Origin of the sequence: Flavobacterium sp. (assembly GCF_040402895.1) — a bacterium.
GTDB lineage: Bacteria > Bacteroidota > Bacteroidia > Flavobacteriales > Flavobacteriaceae > Flavobacterium.
On the sequence record NZ_JBBALR010000002.1, the window covers coordinates 274,150 to 292,975 of the forward strand.

Consider the following 18,826-nt stretch of genomic DNA (forward strand, 5'->3'; position numbering starts at 1 on the left):
TTAATTTAGGGTTTCTTGATAAATTAAGGTTTCTACGGTTTCAAATTCGGTAGGTTTATCGGCATTATGAAAGTATTTAATCAGCACTTCACCCCAAACTTTACCATCAGAAAAATTAGCAATAATCCATCTATGATTTAAAATTTTTATGTTATTAATCAAAAACGGATTGTCGCCGATTTGATCGTAAGAAACATATTTATTTCCTTTTTTATCCGCGTTAAAAGCAGTTAAATCTTCTTTTACTTTAGTTTGTAATGCTTTTATATCGTATTCAAAATAATACTCTTGCGCATTTTCATTAGTGGCTAAGGAAAACGTATCATTGTCACGTAATTTCGCAATGGTATCTTGTGCTTTTTTTAATTCCTTTTTACTAATTGTAGACACTTCTTCGCTTCTTTTCAAGATGTTTGAAGAATTTACAAATTGAAAAATATTAATTAATACTGAAAATACGATTCCGTAAAGCAATAAACTTTTTTTCATTTTTATATTTATTTTATTTCTATTTCTAAATTATCGTAAGCCAAAAAAACGTTATCTGGCAATTGTTTTTGTACCTCTTCGTGCAATCCTAAAATATGACTAATATGTGTTAAATACGCTTTTTTAGGTTGCACCAAATTTATAAATTGTATCGCTTCTTCCATGTTAAAATGCGTTGTATGTGGTTCAAATCGTAATGCATTGATAACCAAAACCTCCACATTTTTAAGTTTTTCTAATTCAGAATCTTCAATGGTTTTTACGTCCGTTAAATATACAACATCTTTTATTCTGTACCCAAAAACTTGTAAAGTTCCATGCATCGCATTGATTGGAATTACAGTCTGATTTTTAATCGTTATATTCTGATTATTTATTACTTCAATGGGCAACACAGAAGGTGCACCTGGATATTTATTATCTTTTTCAAAGATATAATCAAATCGCCTAGCTAAATTTTGCAACACGCGCGAATGTCCGTAAACTGGAATGTCGCCTTGTTTAAAATAAAACGGACGAATATCATCTAAACCAGCTGTATGGTCTGCGTGCTCGTGCGTAAAAAGCAAGGCATCTATATGCGAACAAGTACTGGTAAGCATTTGTTGTCGAAAATCGGGACCGCAATCAATTACTACAGAAAAATCCTCGTCGTGTATCCAAACTGCAACGCGCAATCGTTTGTCTTTTACATCCTCACTCAAACAAACAAAATGTGTACTTCCAATTACTGGAATGCCTTGAGAGGTACCTGTGCCTAAGAAGTATAATTTCATATGTTTAATTTTTTTTAGCGGTAACAACGGTTATCGCCTTTTTAATCTTCGGTGTTTGCTTGCACAAACTTTTTGTTAATGGCGATTTCATATTTATGTATTTGATACACTAAAAAGATTACCTTCTACATTTTTAGTTAAGTGTTACTATATTGTTATGATAGTAATTTCTTTTTTACAAAAATAACAAAATACTCTTGTTAAAACCTATAATTTATTAACTTTGCATAGTAATTTAATTTGCTTAAAAACACATTTTGAATAAATGAGAACTGAAATCACATTAAGAGGAGACAAAGCAATTGAACAAATTCCTTCTACAAAGGATAAAGCACTCCGTATTAATTTAAACGAAAATATTTACGGAACCTTTGCTGAAATTGGTGCCGGACAAGAAACGGTGAGGCATTTTTTCAGAGCAGGTGCATCATCTGGTACGATTGCAAAAGCGATGTCTGCCTACGATAAAGATTTTAGTGATGCCATTTACGGAATTGAAGAAGATGGAAGATATGTGACAGAAAGCCGATTAAGAAAAATGCTTACGCACGAAACGAAACTTATTGAAGATCGTTTAAAAAGAGACAAGCACCCAAATAAAATGTTTTTTAGTTATGCGAATACCGTAGCCACTATTGATTTTGCAAAACAATTTAAAGGACACGGTTGGGTAGGAATTAAATTTCAAGTAGAACCCGATCAAGCGTATAATGAAATTTTAATTCACATTCGTTTTAAAGAAAATGATGCGCGTTTGCAACAAGAAACCTTAGGTATCTTAGGCGTAAACTTAATTTATGGTGCGTTTTACAAACACAATGATGCTAAAAAATTATTGCGTTATTTATACGACCATTTAGAAAAAGACCAACTTGAAATTGATACTATAAATTTCTCAGGACCAAGTTTTGCAGATGTAGACAACAGATTAATGAGTTTACAATTGGTAAAATACGGTTTTACAGATGCTGTAATGTTTAATCCGGAAGGAAAAAATATTTTACCAGCAGCTGTTTTATACAAAAAAAATATTTTAGCGTTACGTGGTAGTTTCCGACCTGTAACTAAAGTAAATATGGATATGTATAAGCAATCTTACGAGATGTTTATACAAGAAAATAAAGTAAGTAAAGAAAATACTTTTGTGGTTTTCGAAATCACGCTTTCTAACTTAAAAGCAGAAGGTGAAATTGACGAAAGAGATTTCCTAGATAGAGCAGAACTTTTATGTGCTTTAGGTCAAACGGTAATGATTTCTAACTTTCAAGAATATTATAAAGTATTAGAATATTTCTCCTCTTTTACAAAATCACGTACTGCGTTAGCAATGGGTGTGAGTAATTTAGTAGAAATTTTTGATGAGAAATACTACCGTCATATGTCTGGTGGAATTTTAGAGGCATTTGGTAAATTGTTTTACAGAGATTTAAAAGTGTATTTATATCCGATGAAAGATCCAGAAACGGGTGAAATTATTACTTCAGAAAACTTAAAAGTGCATCCAAGAATGAAAGAATTGTATAAGTTCTTTAAATACAACGGAAAAGTTACCGATATAGAAACTTACGATGCCAAAACTTTAGATATTTTCTCTAGAAAAATATTAAAAATGATTGCTAAAGGCGAATCTGGCTGGGAAGATATGCTACCAGATGGTACCGCAGAAATCATTAAAAAAGACCATTTATTTGGCTATCAAAAAGAAAAAGAATTAGCCAAGTCATAAACTAAAAATTCCTGATAAATTCAGGATTTTTTTTACAATTTTTTCACTACAAAAGTGACAATTCCCCAGATAATAAAATTATTTTCCTCTGTAATTTCAATGGGTTCAAAGAGTTTATTTTCTGGTAATAAGAGTAAACTATTTTCTTGTACTTTAATTCGTTTCACGGTAAATTCGCCATCGATAAAACAAACGGCGATTTTTCCGTCTTGAGGTTCTATACTTTTATCGATTACTAAAATATCGCCATCGTCAATTCCGGCACCCGTCATAGAATTTCCATTCGCTTTAGCATAAAAAGTAGCCAACGCATTTTTTACTACTATTTGATCAATACTTACTCGTGTGCCGTCAAAATCTGCTGCTGGAGAAGGAAATCCAGCTTTAATTCCGCTTGAAATGTAAGGCATTTCTATATTGCTTTCCGTATTTGGAATAAAAAACAATAATTTATTTTGTGCTAACATTTTATATCTAATAATTCTTTAAAATCTGTGGTATATTTTTTGGATAAAAAATTTTGCTTCATTTTCCAAGTGCGTTGTAAATCTTGATTCCCGAGTCGGATTTTTCGTTCGCCGGTTTTCTTTCGGATGTCATCCATTACTTTCATTAATTTTTCGTGTTTCGGATTTTCTTCTACAAATAAATTAAATTGCTTTTGATCTTGCGGAATAATATCCGAAATAATGATTCCCGCTTTTGTATAAGTTTCGCCAGGCTGAAACAATTTTTCTAACATTTTAATAGCCGTTGTACTTATTGTTAAACTTGATTGTGTGGCAAAAGGCATCGTTTCGTAAAGGGTAAAATTATAACGTTCATTACCTGCTTTATACTTGTCTTTTCTGAGATACAAAACCAAACCGTAACAACACGATTTTTGTATACGTAATTTTTCGGAAGCTACTGTTGCAAAAGTAGAAACGCGCTCTTTCAATTCGCTTAAATTGGTTATTGATTTTTCAAAAGTTCTCGTTACCGCTATGTTTTTTTTGGCTTCTGGTTGTTGCTCCAATTCTAATACAGATTGCCCTAAAAGTTCCGCACGGAGTCGTTTTCCTACCACGCCCATGGTTCTTTTAATAAAATCTTCATTATGTGGTGCCGTAAAGTCATAAGCCGTAACCATTCCAAAAGCCTTCATTTTTTTAGACAACCGGAAACCTATACCCCAAATATCTTCAACTTTTGTCCATTTTAAGGCTTTGATTCGTTTTTCTTCGGAATCAATAACATAAACACCACCTGTTCTAACTTGAAACTTTTTAGCAATTCTGTTGGCGACTTTACTCAGGGCTTTCGTTTCGGCAAAACCAATACAAACTGGCAATCCAATCCATTTTTGCACCCGTTGTTTCATTTGCAAACCACAAGTTTCAAAATTAGTTGTATTGGTATTTTTAAAATTAAGAAAAGCTTCGTCTATACTATAATTTTCGATATCTGGTGTAAAAGCACTTAATACCTCCATGACACGTTTGCTTAAATCGCCATACAGCGCATAATTGGATGAAAAAACAGCGATTTGATGTTGTTTGATTTCGTTTCTAATTTGAAACTCAGGTACACCCATAGCAATGCCTAGCGCTTTAGCTTCATCACTTCTAGAAATCACACAGCCATCGTTATTAGATAAAACTACAACTGGTTTTTTTTGAAATTGAGGTTGAAAAACACGCTCACAAGACACATAAAAGTTATTACAATCGACCAATGCAAACATAGCGTAAAGGTACAATTTTGACTTGGAAAATAGATTGAAAATTTATTAACAATCGAAATATTTTAAAACAAAAAACCCCAAATTCCTTAATAAAATTTGGGGTTTATTATCTGAAATCTATTTAATTACACGTGTAACGCTCTATTTGCTGTTGCTGCTAAAGCGGCTTCTTTAATGGCTTCGGCAAAAGTAGGATGTGCGTGTGACATTCTTGAGATATCTTCTGCAGATGCTCTAAATTCCATTGCGGTAACCGCTTCTGCAATTAAATCCGCACAACGTGCACCAATCATATGAACCCCTAACACCTCATCTGTTTTGGCATCGGCTAATATTTTTACAAATCCGTCCGTGTCGCCTCCTGCTCTAGCTCTTCCTAATGCTTTGAATGGAAAACTTCCCGCTTTAAACGCGATGCCTTCAGCTTTTAATTGCTCTTCTGTTTTTCCAACAGCTGCCACTTCTGGCCAAGTATATACTACACCAGGAATTAAATTATAATCGATATGAGGTTTTTGTCCGGCTAAAATTTCTGCGACCATAACACCTTCTTCTTCCGCTTTGTGCGCTAACATGGCACCACGAACTACATCTCCAATTGCATAAATATTAGCTGCTGAAGTTTGTAAATGATGGTTCACTTCAATTTGCCCTCTATCAGTAACTTTTACTCCTGCTTTTTCTGCATGTAAACCATCCGTATAAGGGCGACGACCTACTGAAACTAAAGAATAATCCCCTTCTAATGTAATGATTTCTCCTTTTGCATTTTCTGCTTTTACAGTAACCTTGTCTCCTGCTCTATCCACAGATTGTACTTTATGTGAGGTATAAAATTTCATACCTTGTTTTTTCAATACTTTTGTTAATTCTTTAGATAAAGAAGCATCCATTCCTGGAATAATTCTATCCATAAATTCTACTACAGAAACTTGAGCGCCTAAACGAAGATATACTTGTCCTAGCTCAATTCCAATAACACCACCACCAATAATTACTAAATGTTTTGGAACTTCTTTTAATTTTAAAGCTTCCGTTGAAGTAATGATTCTGTCTTTATCTAATTTGATAAAAGGTAATGAGGAAGGTTTAGAACCTGTAGCAATAATGATATTTTTTGATTCGATGATTTCTGAAGTACCGTCTGCTTTAGATACCTTAACAGAAGTAGCGCTTTCAAAAGAACCTAAACCTTCAAAAACAGTAACTTTATTTTTATCCATTAAGTATTTTACACCACCAGAAGTTTGATCTACAACCGCTTGTTTTCTGGCAATCATTTTTTCTAAATTGACTTTTACTTCACCAGAAACTTCAATTCCGTGGTCTGCAAAATGTTGCAATTCTTCATAATGATGTGAGGAGGCTAATAATGCTTTTGATGGAATACATCCTACATTCAGACACGTTCCACCAAGCGTTGCGTATTTTTCAATAATTGCTGTTTTAAATCCTAATTGTGCACAACGAATAGCGGCTACATATCCTCCAGGTCCAGAACCAATAATGGTTACATCAAATTGACTCATAAATATATTTTATAAAATGTTATAGTATGTTTTTAAAGTACAAAAGTAAAGTTTTTATATAAATATGTATCGCTATTTTGCGAAAAAACTTTACTATTTTTAATTCAACACAAATGAAGTAGAATTTTTCACTTCTCCAATCATAAAAGTACTATGCGTGCTACCAATATGCTGCAAAGTGGTTAACTTAGTAACCATAAATTCTCTATATTCCTCCATATCTTTTACGCAAATTTTCAGAATATAATCGTAGTCGCCACTTACATGAAAACATTCTAAAACTTCCGTTAGTGTTACTACTTCTTTTTCAAATTCGGAAATTAAGTCTCTTGAATGTTTAATTAATTTCACGTGACAAAACACTACAAATCCTTTATTTATCTTAGTTTTATCTAAAATGGTAGCATATTTACTAATAATGCCTTCACGTTCCAATTTTTTTATGCGTTCATACACTGCGGTTACAGATAAATTTAATTTACCAGACAATTCTTTTGTTGTTTTTTTTGAATCGATTTGCATCAATTCTAATAATTTTTTATCAATTGCATCCATACGTGTCGTAATTTATTTGGTAAAAATACATAAAAAACCAAAATTAATGATAAATAATCTATCATTAATACATATTACAGATAAATAAACTAAATTTTAAGGTACTTATTGAAATTTTAATTTATTATTTTGAATTTTGATAGATAAAACTAAATCATCATGAGTAAATTTAATCCAGCCGACAACATACAAGATTTACAGTATTTTGGCGAATTTGGAGGGGTAAACCCTTCTATATCCGATTCATCTACCTACACGTTTCTTTCAGCTAAAACTATGTTTGATACCTTTGAGGGTAATGCAGAAGGATGTTATTTATATTCCCGACATTCTTCACCTAGTAATTTGTATTTAGATAAAGCGTTAGCAGCAATGGAAGGCACTGAAACCGCTAATGTTTCTGCTTCTGGTATGGGCGCTATTACGCCAACAATTTTACAACTTTGCGGACAAGGAGACCACGTGGTTTCTAGCAGAACCATTTATGGTGGAACATATGCCTTTTTGAAAAATTTTACACCAAGATTGGGTATAAAAACTACTTTTGTTGACATTACAAAATTAGACCTTGTAGAAGCTGCCATAACCCCAGCAACTAAAGTTTTATATTGTGAAACAGTGAGTAATCCCTTGTTAGAAGTAGCCGATATTGCTTCATTAGCCAAGATTGCAAAAAAACATAACCTTAAATTGGTAGTGGACAACACTTTTTCACCTTTATCGGTATCGCCGGCAAAATTAGGTGCGGATATTGTGATTCATTCCTTAACAAAATACATCAACGGAAGTTCAGATACAGTAGGTGGTGTAACGTGTGCTAGTCAAGACTTCATTAACGATTTAAAAAACGTAAATTCTGGTGCCAGTATGTTGTTAGGTCCTACAATGGATAGTTTGCGTTCGGCATCAGTAATGAAAAACTTAAGAACACTTCATATCAGAATGAAGCAACACAGTCATAATGCCATGTACTTGGCACATAAGTTTGAAGTAGACGGCATAAAAACTGTTTATCCAGGTTTGGCTAGTCATCCTAGTCATGAAATATATAAAAATATGATTAATCCAGAATATGGTTTTGGAGGCATGATGACTATTGACGTAGGAAGTTTAGAAAAAGCCAATGCCTTAATGGAATTAATGCAAGAGAGAAACTTAGGCTATTTGGCGGTAAGTTTAGGCTTTTACAAAACGCTTTTTAGTGCACCAGGAACATCCACTTCTTCTGAAATTCCATTAGATGAACAAGCAGAAATGGGTTTAACAGATGGATTAATTCGTTTTTCTATAGGTTTAGATAACGATATTGAAAGAACGTACCAAAGTATGCACGCTTGCATGAAAGAATTACATATACTTTAATAAACATATTCAAAATATATTATCCGTCCCGAAGTAATTCTGGACGGATTTTTTTATTTAAGTTTTAACATTTAAGACAATTTACTAATAAACTTCGAATAGGGATCTTTAAACTGAAAGCCATCTTCGGTTCTTTCCTTTGATAGTTTTTTATATTCCACTAAGGCCCAAAGGATAAATTCTTTAAGGAAATAGATGTCTGAAATAGGAATTTCTGGTTGGTATTTTTTAATTAATTTTTCTAATGGTTGTACCTCATCAAGGATATTTCTGTATGCTTCATCAGAACAATCATCCGTTAATTCAAAACCGGATTCGTTGAAAAACCATTCCGTAACTTCGGTGTATGGTGTAGATACATCTTGTTTCTCTAACTTTTCAATTTTAGGAAAATAACCTGGAAAAAAAGTATGAATCGCATTGGCAATTAAATATTGTGCTACTACTCCAGCGCCTTCTTGTTCGCCTTCGTAAACCAATTCTACTTTTCCAGTTATGGCTGGGATAATTCCCAAAAAGTCAGACAAACGAACCGTTGTTTTTTCTTCTCCGTTTAATAAGGCTCTGCGTTCGGCAGTACTAATCAAATTTTCATAAGCGGTAATACTCATAAGTGCTGAAACCCCACTTTTCGCATCTATAAATTCGGATTCTCTTGCTTCAAAACCTACTTGCTCTAACAAATCTTTTGCTAAATTAGGCACATGCACTAAAGACGTTTGATTTTCGTCTAATTTAGCTTCTTGCGTAGTAATAATTTTAGCAATTTCAATAGTTTCTGGATAATGTGTTAATATTTGCGAACCAATTCTGTCTTTTAAAGGCGTTACTATACTTCCACGATTGGTATAATCTTCTGGATTTGCAGTAAAAATAAATTGTAAATCTAAAGGCATTCTTAATTTAAACCCACGGATTTGAATGTCGCCTTCTTGCAAAATATTGAATAAGGCTACTTGAATACGAGCTTGTAAATCAGGCAATTCATTGATTACAAATATACATCTATTGGCACGAGGAATCATTCCGAAATGAATCACACGCTCATCGGCATAGGATAATTTTAAATTGGCGGCTTTTATTGGATCTACATCACCAATTAAATCGGCAACTGTAACATCTGGAGTCGCTAATTTTTCGAAAAAGCGTTCGCTTCTGTGTAACCAAGAAATAGGCGTATCGTTTCCTTTTTCAGCAATTAAATCTATTGCAAAACGAGAAATTGGATGTAACGGATCGTCATTAATTTCAGAACCGGTAACAAACGGAATGTACTCGTCTAAAAGTTCGACCATTTTTCGAGCCAAACGTGTTTTTGCTTGACCGCGTAACCCCAATAAATTAATATTATGACGTGATAAAATAGCACGTTCTAATTCTGGAATAACAGAATTCTCAAAACCGTGGACACCTGTAAAGGTTGGTTGTTTGGCTATTAGTTTATTTCTTAAATTCGTACGTAACTCTTCTTTTATGTTTTTAGATTGATATCCTGATTGTATCAATTCCCCTAATGTTTTTATGTGTATCATAGTTGTATTTTTAACCGTAAATTAGCAGATGCTGTTTTATGTTCGTTTATTATTTGATGTTGCTTATTTTAGTTTCTTTTTTCTATTCGCTTCGTAATCTTGGAAAATCATTTCTCCTAAACCGCTTAAACCCGTGTAGAAGGCTTTTCCTTGATTGGCTTCCGTAAATTTATCTACAAATTGTTGCAAATAGGGATCGTTAGCAATCATAAAAGTGGTAATTGGAATATGTAATTTTCTGGCTTGAGCGGCTTGTGTGTAGCATTTTTCAACAATATATTCGTCTAAGCCATTACTATTCATGTAATACGAGCCATCTTTTTCCCGAACACAGCTAGGTTTTCCATCAGTAATCATAAAAATTTGTTTGTTGGTATTGCGTTTTCTTCGCAGCATGTCCATTGCCAACTGCAAACCAGCAACAGTATTGGTATGATAGGGTCCTACTTTTAAAAAAGGTAATTCTTTTATAGAAATTGGCCAAGCATCGTTACCAAAAACTAAAATGTCAATGGTGTCTTTCGGATAACGAGTAGTGATAAGTTCCGCTAGCGCCATAGCTACTTTTTTAGCAGGAGTTATTCGGTCTTCACCGTACAAAATCATACTATGAGAAATGTCAATCATTAAAACAGTACTCATTTGAGATTTGTAGTGCGTATCTTCAATTACCAAATCATTTTCAGTAAGTTGAAAATCACCTATTCCATTATTGATTTGCGCGTTTTTTAGACTTTCTGTTAATGAAATTCTATCTAAAGCGTCGCCAAAATTATAACTTCTAAGTTCGCCCGTAAGTTCATCGCCACCTCCAAGTTGTTTCGATTTGTGATTGCCACTACCCGATTTATTAAGATTTCCAAAAATTTGGTCCAAAGCGGCTTGACGAATAAGACGTTCCGTTTTTGAAGTAATAGTAACTTCACCCGTTCCATCGCCCATTATTTCTTCACGAATGAAACCTTTTTTCTTTAAATCTTCAATAAAATCTTCAATAGAATAGTCTGGAGTGGTTAATTTGTATTCGGCATCAAGTTCCCGAAGCCAATCTATAGCTTCGTCGAAATCACCAGAAGTATGTACAATTAATTCTTTAAAAACACCAAAAAGGACTTCAAACGGTGTCTTAAATGGCTTTTCATACGATTTAAAATAAAACCCTTTTTTCATGTTATAAAATTACAAGGTTAGTTTTTAATTACAAGAAAACGATTGCTAATTTTTAGTTAAAACTAATAAAATTTACCGTCCACATAAAACCAGTTATTTTGAAAAAATATAAATGTAGATTTTTCGTGATGGATTTGTGGGATTTTGTTTTCATCGAAAAAGTAGGCTTTAAATTCTACGGTATTTTCAGTACTGTTTAGAATTTCTAATTTTTGCCAAATATTTTGTTTTGCCCAAGTCAAAATATCTGATTTATTCGTATATTTTTTTTGAGATATATGTGTGGTGTTATATAAATATTCGGCATTATGAAGACAAAATGCTGTAAATCTGGATCGCATTAATTTTTCAGCTGTGGGTACAATTACGTGCTCCTGAATATAGGGCAAACAACATTCTTGGATGCTAATATGGCTGCCACAAGGACAAAGATTAAAGTCTTCCATTTTGGATTTTAAGTGCTAAATGTTTCAGCAAAACCTGATATTTACTTAATTCAATTAAATGGTCATCTGACACCACTTCATCAATTAAATTTTCCACTTCCTCACTCACTTCAAGCAGCAAAAGTTGGGCGATATCCCAATCTTTTTTTGCTAACAAATCAATAATTGTTTGAACTTTTGGCTTTAAATTAACTAGTTGTTGAGAATGCATTACTGGTTTTTAAGCGATTGCTTGTATTGTTCAAGTATAGACGCTTTTTTAGCTGCAGACGTTTGTTTTGTTTTTTGAATTTTCTTCAAATGATTGTCCAATTGCTTTTTATGCTTGTCTTTATTTATGGCATTATTTCTTCCCATGTTGCAAAATTTTCTTCAAATTTACGAAACTTTCGTTGGTATTAGTCAATTCTGTTAGCATTTTCGATTTAATTACTTCAAAATCATCGAAAACTAGGTGTTTCGCCCAAGAAGAATCTTTTAATACAATTTTGATTTCTTTAATCCTTTTTGCTATATCCGATGCGTTTCTGAGTAATTGATGATTATAATTTGGATGGTCTTTATGATTAAAATGGACTTCGTTATTGTCAATATCAATTACAATAAAAAACAATTTTTCTGTTTCATTATTTGGATAAAAATCTGTCCATTTCGCAAATCCAATAATTTCTGTTTGATTTTTGTAGCTAGAATTAGGAATCAATCTCCATCTGCAATTGGCAGCTCTTCCCCAATGATTGGATTTTCGATAAACACCCAATTCTGTAAAATAATAGGTACTTCCAGAAGTACTTTTATAGCCCAATTTCAAATCTACCAAAGCAGTACTTTCCACTTGCTGAAACAGGCAAAAGGTATGTTTGTGAAAATTAGTACGATTATACATTAAAACTCACCTAATTTTAACTCCCAAACTGTTTTTTTATTTGATCCAAATGACTTTTGAACTGGAAAGAAGTATACTTTTTGAGTAAAATTATACGTTTTAGTTACTGATTTGTTTGTAACTAACAATTGATATTTAATATTGAAACTATTTTCGTTTACAGCAATGTTTTGGATGTCATTAACACTAACAACTAACTTATTCTCTTTACAAAATTGTAAGGCTTGTTCAAGAGTTATTTTCTGATTTGAACCTGTTATAAAATCTTCTACCAAAACTTTATCTGATAAAAATAGTTGCGTAATAGTAGTGTCTAATTCCTTAAGTAAATCGATAGCGTCCAATTGACTATACATCGCTAAATAAGTATAAAAATCTCTTATTAGCTGCTCGCTTTGAGTCGCGTAAGCTGAAATAACTTTAGAATTAAAATTAACAGCAATTGAATTGGAATTCATTGTTTTTTTAGAAACCTCTTGTGTTAATGAAACCGCTTCTTTCTGAGATTGATTTTTATCAGAACTTTGTCCAAATAATAATAGTGGAAAAATTAATAAACTATAGTAAATAATTTGTTTCATTTTATTCTGTTGTTAATCTTAAAAAAGATATTTTATTGTCATTTTCTTGTTTCAACTCAACAATTTTTAATTTTTTCAAGGATGCTGTAGGTAAAATTACTTTTTGAGAAAATTCTTGTTTATTAAAATATTCCGCTCCTAAATTATTTTGTAACATCACCATTACTTCTAAATTGTCCGATAAAATTTTATTTAGTTGTTCTTTTCTGGTTTGCCAATCTTTAATGTCGCTTTTCATAAAAGCTTTTAGCATCATGGCGTAATCGTTTGGATTTAGTTCTACACTAGTTATTGGTTCATTTGGCAAAATAGTGATTTCTTTTGGCTTATAAAATGGGCTTTTAAGTACTACTTTAGTGGCTTTATCTATTTTAAAAGTGGAAGAATTTATGTCAATTTGCTTTTCTACAGTATCTTCAACAATATAGGCTTTTACTTCATCTTTTGCAATAGAATCTTTAGTAAAACTATTTTGAAATTCTAATTTTTGTTCCTCTTTTGAGGCGAACTTCCAAATAAAAAATCCAATACTTAAACTACCTAAAAACATCATCCAAATTCCAAATTTCTTACTGAAACCAAACCCTACATTCTTATTGTTATTGCTATTGCTATTATTATTGTTATTGCTATTGTCATTTTTATTGACATTATTATTAAAAACAAATTCATCCCAACCCGATTTTCCAACATACACACTTAAAATATCTAACATATCCTTTCGTGGTAGTTTTTGGTTGGTTTCAGGTTTCAAATGGGTATATATCCACTTTTCGCTAACCGTCTGTTTAGTTGTAAGTTGTATGTCATCAATTAGATTCAAAATATCTTGGGTACTAAAACTTTTCCAACTTCCATTAAAATAAGGATAGCTGTTTTGGTATTGCACCAAAACGCATTTTTTAAGTTGATAAAATAGTTCTAAATCGGTCATAAATTGCTTTTCAAAAGTAGTAGTTCTTTCTTTTTTTACTACTGTAAAACGGCTGTAAATGTACTGAAAATACTTTACATTACTAATACAGTGGTTTTACCAAGAAAAAATTTTGGTGTTGTGATATGTTTGCCTTGTTAAACTTTTAAAACAAACTAATATGAATGCTAAAATTCCCTTATTAATTGCAATGCACGTATTGTCTAATTCTTTATTCGCGCAAATTAGCGGCAATCAAATTTATAAAGATAAAAACAATACGTATCATAGAAATGAAAATACAACTATAATAAATACAAGTCCAAATATTACTATGAATGATTCGATGTTATTCATAACAACGAAAGTCTTATTGAATCAAAAAGCAGATCAATTTCTAATTACTCTGGGTGTTAACGAAGAAAGTAAATCGTCCATTTCCTGCGACAATCAAATTAACAATCGAATTTCCGATTTAATTTCGAAATTAAAATATTTTGGAATAAAAAAAGAAGCTATTTCTGTAGATTTTATTTCACAATCAAAAATATACGACAACCAATTTATTAGAGATACTATTAAAGAATATGAAAAAGGATTTGAGATTAAAAAGAACATAATTATCGCAACAAATAGGTTGGAAAACATTGATTTAATTATAAAAACTGCAGCAGAATTTAAAATTTATGATATCGTAAAAGTTGACTATTTAAATGATGATTTAACTGCTATTCATGATGAAATTTTTGACGAAGCTTTGAAAATTTGCAGATCAAAAAAAGACAAATACTTACGGGCATTTAATAGAACTGAAACCGGTCAAGTAAACATGAGTGAACAATTTTATTTTGTGTTTCCGGAAACCCAATACAATGAATACAAAGCGTTTGAAACTACTGAATTTGAAACAAATTACAATAATTACACCGCTAGGGTCATCAAAAAAGAAAGAAAAAATACTACCTATTATTACAACGGAATAGATTGTAGAGGTTTTGACAAAGTCATACATGCCGCAGAAACTGAAGTTGGCGTACAATATATTCTAACCATAAACATCTCAGTAAAATTAGCAAACCAAAATAAAAAATAATTTTAATCCTTAAAAATCAATTAATTATGAAATCAAAAAACACACTTTTAGCAGTAGCATTAGTAGTAAGTGCTACTTTAGTTGCACAACATTCTGGAAATGTAAATCAGGAGGATCTTTCAAAAAAAGAAATGAGTGGCAACTTCAATTATCAAAATCCAAATGCCTACCACAATCGGGATGTACCTACAATTCAGACATCATATAGTAATGACAACGAAATGGTGATTAACATAAAAGGAATTTACAATGAAAAAGCAAGTTGTCAGAAAGCCGTGTTTAGCGTATTACAAGTTGGAAAAACCGCAGAAGAAGTTACGAATTTAATGGACGAAAGATTAGAAGCTGTAATGCAACAACTGAAAACATTTAATCCTGAAATTGATGTGATTACAGATATGATATCCTTTGTACCTATGTATGATTATGAGGTAACAAAAAAACTTTTTAATCCGAAAACATATAACGAAAAACCTAGTGGGTTTGAATTAAAAAAAAATCTAATCATAAAGTTTAAGAACACCAACGATTTAAACAAAATCATGAATGTTTGTGCCAAACAAGAAATTTATGATTTAGCAAAAGTAGATTATGTAACCAGTAATTTAGATCATATTAGAGATGTGTTACAACTTAAAGCATCAGAGGAATATAAACAAATGCTAACCAATTATTCTGCCATTATGAATACTGATTTGTTTAAAAAAGAAAAAACATTAGTAGAAGGATATACGACTTTATACCCAATGGAAAGTTACAAAGCATATACGGCTTATAGTCAGGCAGCAACCAACTTTTCACCTGATAGTCAAGTCAACAACATTAGAAAAAATACTACGCAGTTTTATGACGCATCGCTAGCAAAATCACACACTTTTGTGGTAAATGCAGATATAACAGAACCAACCATTCAAATATTTTACGATTTAACCATTCGAATCAAATTACGTGAAGACCAACTTCCAAAAAACACCATTATAAGAAATAATAGATATTATATAATTACAGCAACCGGAGATATTAAGCCACTCGCCCTATAATAATAACTATCAATTCATGAATCCTCAACTTTAAATTAATTTTCATTTAAGTTGAGGATTTTATGTTTTAGTAAGATTTTATAAATCCTAAAAAAATACTACATTTGCATTTATTAAAAATAAAAACTGAATTTTTCAGGATAACCATTTAGAAAAAAAACAATGAAACAAGTAGTACTATTATTTTCGGCATTAATATTAATTTCTTGCAATAAATTTAAAGTTGAAGGAACAGCAAAAGGAGTGAAAGACGGCACCAAAGTATTTTTAGAAGGTTCTGGTGAAATGGGCCCGATAGCAATGGATACAGTAGAAATCAAAGAAGGAAAATTTGAATTTGAAGGAAAAAGTGAACTTCCAGAAATTGGAATTATTAGTATTGATGGTGTAATTGACCCACAATATCAATCAAAAAAAGCACTTCCTTTTATTATTGAAAGTGGTACGATAGAAATTGCTTTTGATATCAAAGACATTCAGAAATCTAGAATTTCAGGAACAACTGACAATGACTTGTTTCAAAAATATACAGATGAATCGGTTATTATTAACAAACCGATAATGGATTTTCAGAAAAACAATAATGAGGCAATGAAAAAAGCTATGGAAACGAATGATGTAGCGGTTCAAACGCAATTAAATCAAGAATATGGCAAACTAGCGCAGTCTATTTCTGCAAAGATGGATGCAAAATCTAAAGATTTTATGAAAAACAATCCGAGTTCAATACTTTCAATGTTGTTTTTAGAAAATTATGTTAGCCGAGGAATGATGCAAGGAAAAGAGGCCAAAGATGCTTTTGATAAATTAGACAAAAAACTACACGGAACTAAAAGCGGTAAAAACGTAAAAAAAGCATTGGACGCACAATTAAAAGCTGCGGCTCCAGAAAAAAAAAAGTAACTAAAGCGCCTGATTTTTCTGCAAAAACGACAGATGGCAAAACCGTTTCGTTAAAAGAATCGTTAGGAAAAGTTACTATTATTGATTTTTGGGCTTCGTGGTGTGGACCTTGTAGAGCAGAAAATCCAAATGTAGTTGCCATTTATAATGAATTGCACAGTAAAGGATTAAATATTATTGGCGTTTCTTTAGATGAAGAGGCTGCAAAATGGAAAGCAGCCATTGCTAAAGATAAATTAACGTGGACTCAGGTTTCTAATTTAAAAGGTTGGGAAGATCCTATTGCAACGGCATATGAAGTTGATCAAATTCCTGCCACATTTATATTAGATGCAAAAGGAAATATTGTAGCTAAAAACCTTAGCGGCGAAGAATTAAAAGCTAAAATAAAAGAAATATTAGGTATAAAATAATAAATAATTATCCCATTTAGTTTGAAAGAATTAAATGGGATTTTTTTATGCTATTAATTTCCAGAACGTTATAAAAATTTTATACATTACATAAAAATAAGTTTGCCACAATAAAAAACAATTCTATATTTGCAATAGAAATGGCCTGGGGAGATACTCAAGCGGCCAACGAGGGCAGACTGTAAATCTGCTGTGAAAACTTCGCAGGTTCGAATCCTGCTCTCCCCACTAAAGCACTTCTAACGAGGTGCTTTTTTTGTTTATAAAGTTGGTAAAAAACGACTCACATAATCTTTCCAAGGCGAATTTATTAACCATCTAAGAAGTAGTTTCTTTTTATTAAACTAATGAGTTAAAAAAAATCAGGACTACTAATCACTTATACAAATTAAAAGCCCAATTGATGATTTGTAAGATTTTTTTGATATTTTTGATAAAGTAAAAACTATAATTTTAAGATATATTCATATACAAGTTGGACGTTATTTTGCTTGGAAAAAAGCAGAAAAAAAATAAAAAATATGAAAAAAACATTCTTAATAATTTTTAGTGTAACGTTAACTTCTTGTGAGTCTTTTATTCAGTTAAATTTTGATAGAGATTTAACACACAAGATAAAATCAGAATATTTAAAAGAAAAGAAACCTATCGATTTAGATAATTTAACAGATTTTGAATGGGATAATTACTTCATAATTTATCCTTATTCAATTCCTGAAGAAATTGAAAAAAAGTACAAAATAGATTTATCAAATTTATCTGAATATGTTGCCATAGATGATTTCAAATTAGTTTTAGTCTTTATAAAAAATAAAAAATCAATTAAAATTTGTGAGATAAAATATCGAGTAGAATTTACCGAAAACAAAAAATTGAAAATTTGATAAATAAAAAAAATAACCTTCAAAAGCTGACTAGCTAGAATTCAAATTTTTTAAACAAATTTATAATTTTTTGGTTTTTACTAAATACATCAAAACCGCAATTGGGATTAATAAAATACCAATAAAAATTAATCGGGATTGAAACAAACTTGGTACCAAAAGTAATGTTATTATTAAACCGCCAATAGCACCACCCAAATGTGCGGTATGCCCAATGTTATCGTATCTTCCTTTCATACCATAAACGGAATACCCCAAATATAGAAACGCAAAAATATATCCCGGAATAGGGATGGCAAAAAACATTCTTAGCTCAATTTCTGGATACAACAAAATGGCACAATAAATAATTCCTGTTACTGCTCCAGAAGCACCAATAGCAGAATAATGGAGCTCATTTTTATGAATATAATAGGTTAACAAACTACCGATTAACATACTTCCAAAATAAATAATTAGAAAATTTGTAGTACTAAATTCTTGAGTTAAAAAATTGGCAAAACTCCAAAAACTAAACATATTAAATGCAAAATGAAACCAATCGGCATGTAAAAAACCAGAAGTAATCATTCGAAATTGTTCGCCTGATTTAATTTTTGAAATGTTGAATTTAAAACGATCAAAAAATGTAGCATTAGACAAACCCATAAACGTAGCCAAGGTTGTAATTGCAATAATAATGGTGGAAACAGAATACATATCAAATAATTTAATGAAGCTAAAGGTACTATAAATATTGAAAAATCAATAAAAAAACATATTATGTCATAATTTTCTAAGAAATTACAAAACATGTATATTT

22 protein-coding genes and 1 tRNA gene are annotated in these 18,826 nt (G+C 31.4%); 8 read left to right on the forward strand and 15 right to left on the reverse strand.

Features of this window, described 5'->3' with window-relative positions:
• Together ABWP60_RS03305 and ABWP60_RS03310 are read right to left on the reverse strand one after the other, a co-directional pair.
• Complete coding sequence (locus ABWP60_RS03305; protein WP_353148464.1) at window positions 1–489, reverse strand: hypothetical protein; 489 nt, start codon at window positions 487–489, stop codon at window positions 1–3.
• An 8-nt stretch (window positions 490–497) separates the two neighbouring features.
• On the reverse strand, window positions 498–1,265 hold the full coding sequence (locus ABWP60_RS03310) for an MBL fold metallo-hydrolase (protein WP_353148466.1): 768 nt from the start codon (window positions 1,263–1,265) through the stop codon (window positions 498–500).
• Between the two features lie 265 nt (window positions 1,266–1,530).
• Here ABWP60_RS03310 and ABWP60_RS03315 point away from each other — a divergent pair, with 265 nt between their 5' ends.
• A complete protein-coding gene (locus ABWP60_RS03315) occupies window positions 1,531–2,991 on the forward strand; it encodes a TonB-dependent receptor (protein WP_353148468.1) in 1,461 nt (486 codons plus the stop codon).
• A 32-nt stretch (window positions 2,992–3,023) separates the two neighbouring features.
• On the opposite strand, the gene ABWP60_RS03320 is transcribed toward ABWP60_RS03315, so the two are convergent.
• From ABWP60_RS03320 to ABWP60_RS03335, 4 genes are all read right to left on the reverse strand, one after another.
• Window positions 3,024–3,458 (reverse strand): LexA family protein, encoded by a 435-nt coding sequence (locus tag ABWP60_RS03320; protein WP_353148471.1) that lies wholly within the window; start codon window positions 3,456–3,458, stop codon window positions 3,024–3,026.
• The gene (locus ABWP60_RS03325; RefSeq protein ID WP_353148474.1) at window positions 3,452–4,717 is read right to left on the reverse strand and encodes a Y-family DNA polymerase; all 1,266 of its coding nucleotides are present in this window, start codon (window positions 4,715–4,717) and stop codon (window positions 3,452–3,454) included. The genes ABWP60_RS03320 and ABWP60_RS03325 overlap by 7 nt, the downstream gene beginning before the upstream one ends.
• 125 nt (window positions 4,718–4,842) lie before the next feature.
• Entirely contained in the window at window positions 4,843–6,246 is a 1,404-nt protein-coding gene (gene lpdA / locus ABWP60_RS03330) for a dihydrolipoyl dehydrogenase (RefSeq protein ID WP_353148477.1), read from the reverse strand.
• Between the two features lie 99 nt (window positions 6,247–6,345).
• Complete coding sequence (locus tag ABWP60_RS03335) at window positions 6,346–6,801, reverse strand: Lrp/AsnC family transcriptional regulator (protein ID WP_353148479.1); 456 nt, start codon at window positions 6,799–6,801, stop codon at window positions 6,346–6,348.
• A 159-nt stretch (window positions 6,802–6,960) separates the two neighbouring features.
• Between ABWP60_RS03335 and ABWP60_RS03340 the strand changes: the two genes are divergently transcribed.
• Window positions 6,961–8,163: an aminotransferase class I/II-fold pyridoxal phosphate-dependent enzyme gene (locus ABWP60_RS03340; protein ID WP_353148481.1), complete on the forward strand. Its 1,203-nt coding sequence runs from the start codon at window positions 6,961–6,963 to the stop codon at window positions 8,161–8,163.
• A gap of 71 nt (window positions 8,164–8,234) precedes the next feature.
• Here ABWP60_RS03340 and ABWP60_RS03345 read toward each other — a convergent pair whose 3' ends face one another.
• The 8 genes from ABWP60_RS03345 to ABWP60_RS03380 form a co-directional block, all read right to left on the reverse strand.
• A complete protein-coding gene (locus tag ABWP60_RS03345) occupies window positions 8,235–9,695 on the reverse strand; it encodes an AAA family ATPase (protein ID WP_353148483.1) in 1,461 nt (486 codons plus the stop codon).
• 63 nt (window positions 9,696–9,758) lie between these two features.
• Window positions 9,759–10,865: a vWA domain-containing protein gene (locus tag ABWP60_RS03350; protein ID WP_353148485.1), complete on the reverse strand. Its 1,107-nt coding sequence runs from the start codon at window positions 10,863–10,865 to the stop codon at window positions 9,759–9,761.
• 62 nt (window positions 10,866–10,927) lie between these two features.
• The gene (locus tag ABWP60_RS03355) at window positions 10,928–11,311 is read right to left on the reverse strand and encodes a YchJ family protein (protein ID WP_353148488.1); all 384 of its coding nucleotides are present in this window, start codon (window positions 11,309–11,311) and stop codon (window positions 10,928–10,930) included.
• The gene (locus tag ABWP60_RS03360) at window positions 11,298–11,522 is read right to left on the reverse strand and encodes a hypothetical protein (RefSeq protein ID WP_353148491.1); all 225 of its coding nucleotides are present in this window, start codon (window positions 11,520–11,522) and stop codon (window positions 11,298–11,300) included. Before ABWP60_RS03360 ends, ABWP60_RS03355 begins: the two co-directional genes overlap by 14 nt.
• A complete protein-coding gene (locus tag ABWP60_RS03365) occupies window positions 11,522–11,668 on the reverse strand; it encodes a hypothetical protein (protein ID WP_291242906.1) in 147 nt (48 codons plus the stop codon). Before ABWP60_RS03365 ends, ABWP60_RS03360 begins: the two co-directional genes overlap by 1 nt.
• Window positions 11,655–12,197 (reverse strand): hypothetical protein, encoded by a 543-nt coding sequence (locus ABWP60_RS03370; RefSeq protein WP_353148494.1) that lies wholly within the window; start codon window positions 12,195–12,197, stop codon window positions 11,655–11,657. The genes ABWP60_RS03365 and ABWP60_RS03370 overlap by 14 nt, the downstream gene beginning before the upstream one ends.
• On the reverse strand, window positions 12,197–12,778 hold the full coding sequence (locus tag ABWP60_RS03375) for a hypothetical protein (RefSeq protein WP_353148497.1): 582 nt from the start codon (window positions 12,776–12,778) through the stop codon (window positions 12,197–12,199). Before ABWP60_RS03375 ends, ABWP60_RS03370 begins: the two co-directional genes overlap by 1 nt.
• A gap of 1 nt (window position 12,779) precedes the next feature.
• The gene (locus ABWP60_RS03380) at window positions 12,780–13,712 is read right to left on the reverse strand and encodes a hypothetical protein (RefSeq protein ID WP_353148500.1); all 933 of its coding nucleotides are present in this window, start codon (window positions 13,710–13,712) and stop codon (window positions 12,780–12,782) included.
• Window positions 13,713–13,872: 160 nt separating this feature from the next.
• On the opposite strand from ABWP60_RS03380, the gene ABWP60_RS03385 reads away from it, so the two are divergent.
• The 6 genes from ABWP60_RS03385 (at window position 13,873) to ABWP60_RS03410 (ending at window position 18,024) form a co-directional block, all read left to right on the forward strand.
• Window positions 13,873–14,784, forward strand: a complete 912-nt coding sequence (locus ABWP60_RS03385; protein ID WP_353148502.1) for an SIMPL domain-containing protein — start codon at window positions 13,873–13,875, stop codon at window positions 14,782–14,784.
• A gap of 26 nt (window positions 14,785–14,810) precedes the next feature.
• The gene (locus ABWP60_RS03390; protein WP_353148505.1) at window positions 14,811–15,824 is read left to right on the forward strand and encodes an SIMPL domain-containing protein; all 1,014 of its coding nucleotides are present in this window, start codon (window positions 14,811–14,813) and stop codon (window positions 15,822–15,824) included.
• Between the two features lie 162 nt (window positions 15,825–15,986).
• Window positions 15,987–16,727, forward strand: a complete 741-nt coding sequence (locus tag ABWP60_RS03395; RefSeq protein WP_353148508.1) for a DUF4369 domain-containing protein — start codon at window positions 15,987–15,989, stop codon at window positions 16,725–16,727.
• Window positions 16,694–17,140, forward strand: a complete 447-nt coding sequence (locus tag ABWP60_RS03400; protein WP_353148870.1) for a TlpA family protein disulfide reductase — start codon at window positions 16,694–16,696, stop codon at window positions 17,138–17,140. The genes ABWP60_RS03395 and ABWP60_RS03400 overlap by 34 nt, the downstream gene beginning before the upstream one ends.
• A gap of 147 nt (window positions 17,141–17,287) precedes the next feature.
• Window positions 17,288–17,368 (forward strand) — tRNA-Tyr (locus tag ABWP60_RS03405).
• Window positions 17,369–17,661: 293 nt separating this feature from the next.
• Entirely contained in the window at window positions 17,662–18,024 is a 363-nt protein-coding gene (locus ABWP60_RS03410; RefSeq protein ID WP_353148511.1) for a hypothetical protein, read from the forward strand.
• Between the two features lie 60 nt (window positions 18,025–18,084).
• On the opposite strand, the gene ABWP60_RS03415 is transcribed toward ABWP60_RS03410, so the two are convergent.
• Complete coding sequence (locus tag ABWP60_RS03415; protein ID WP_353148514.1) at window positions 18,085–18,723, reverse strand: rhomboid family intramembrane serine protease; 639 nt, start codon at window positions 18,721–18,723, stop codon at window positions 18,085–18,087.
• Window positions 18,724–18,826 lie beyond the last annotated feature (103 nt).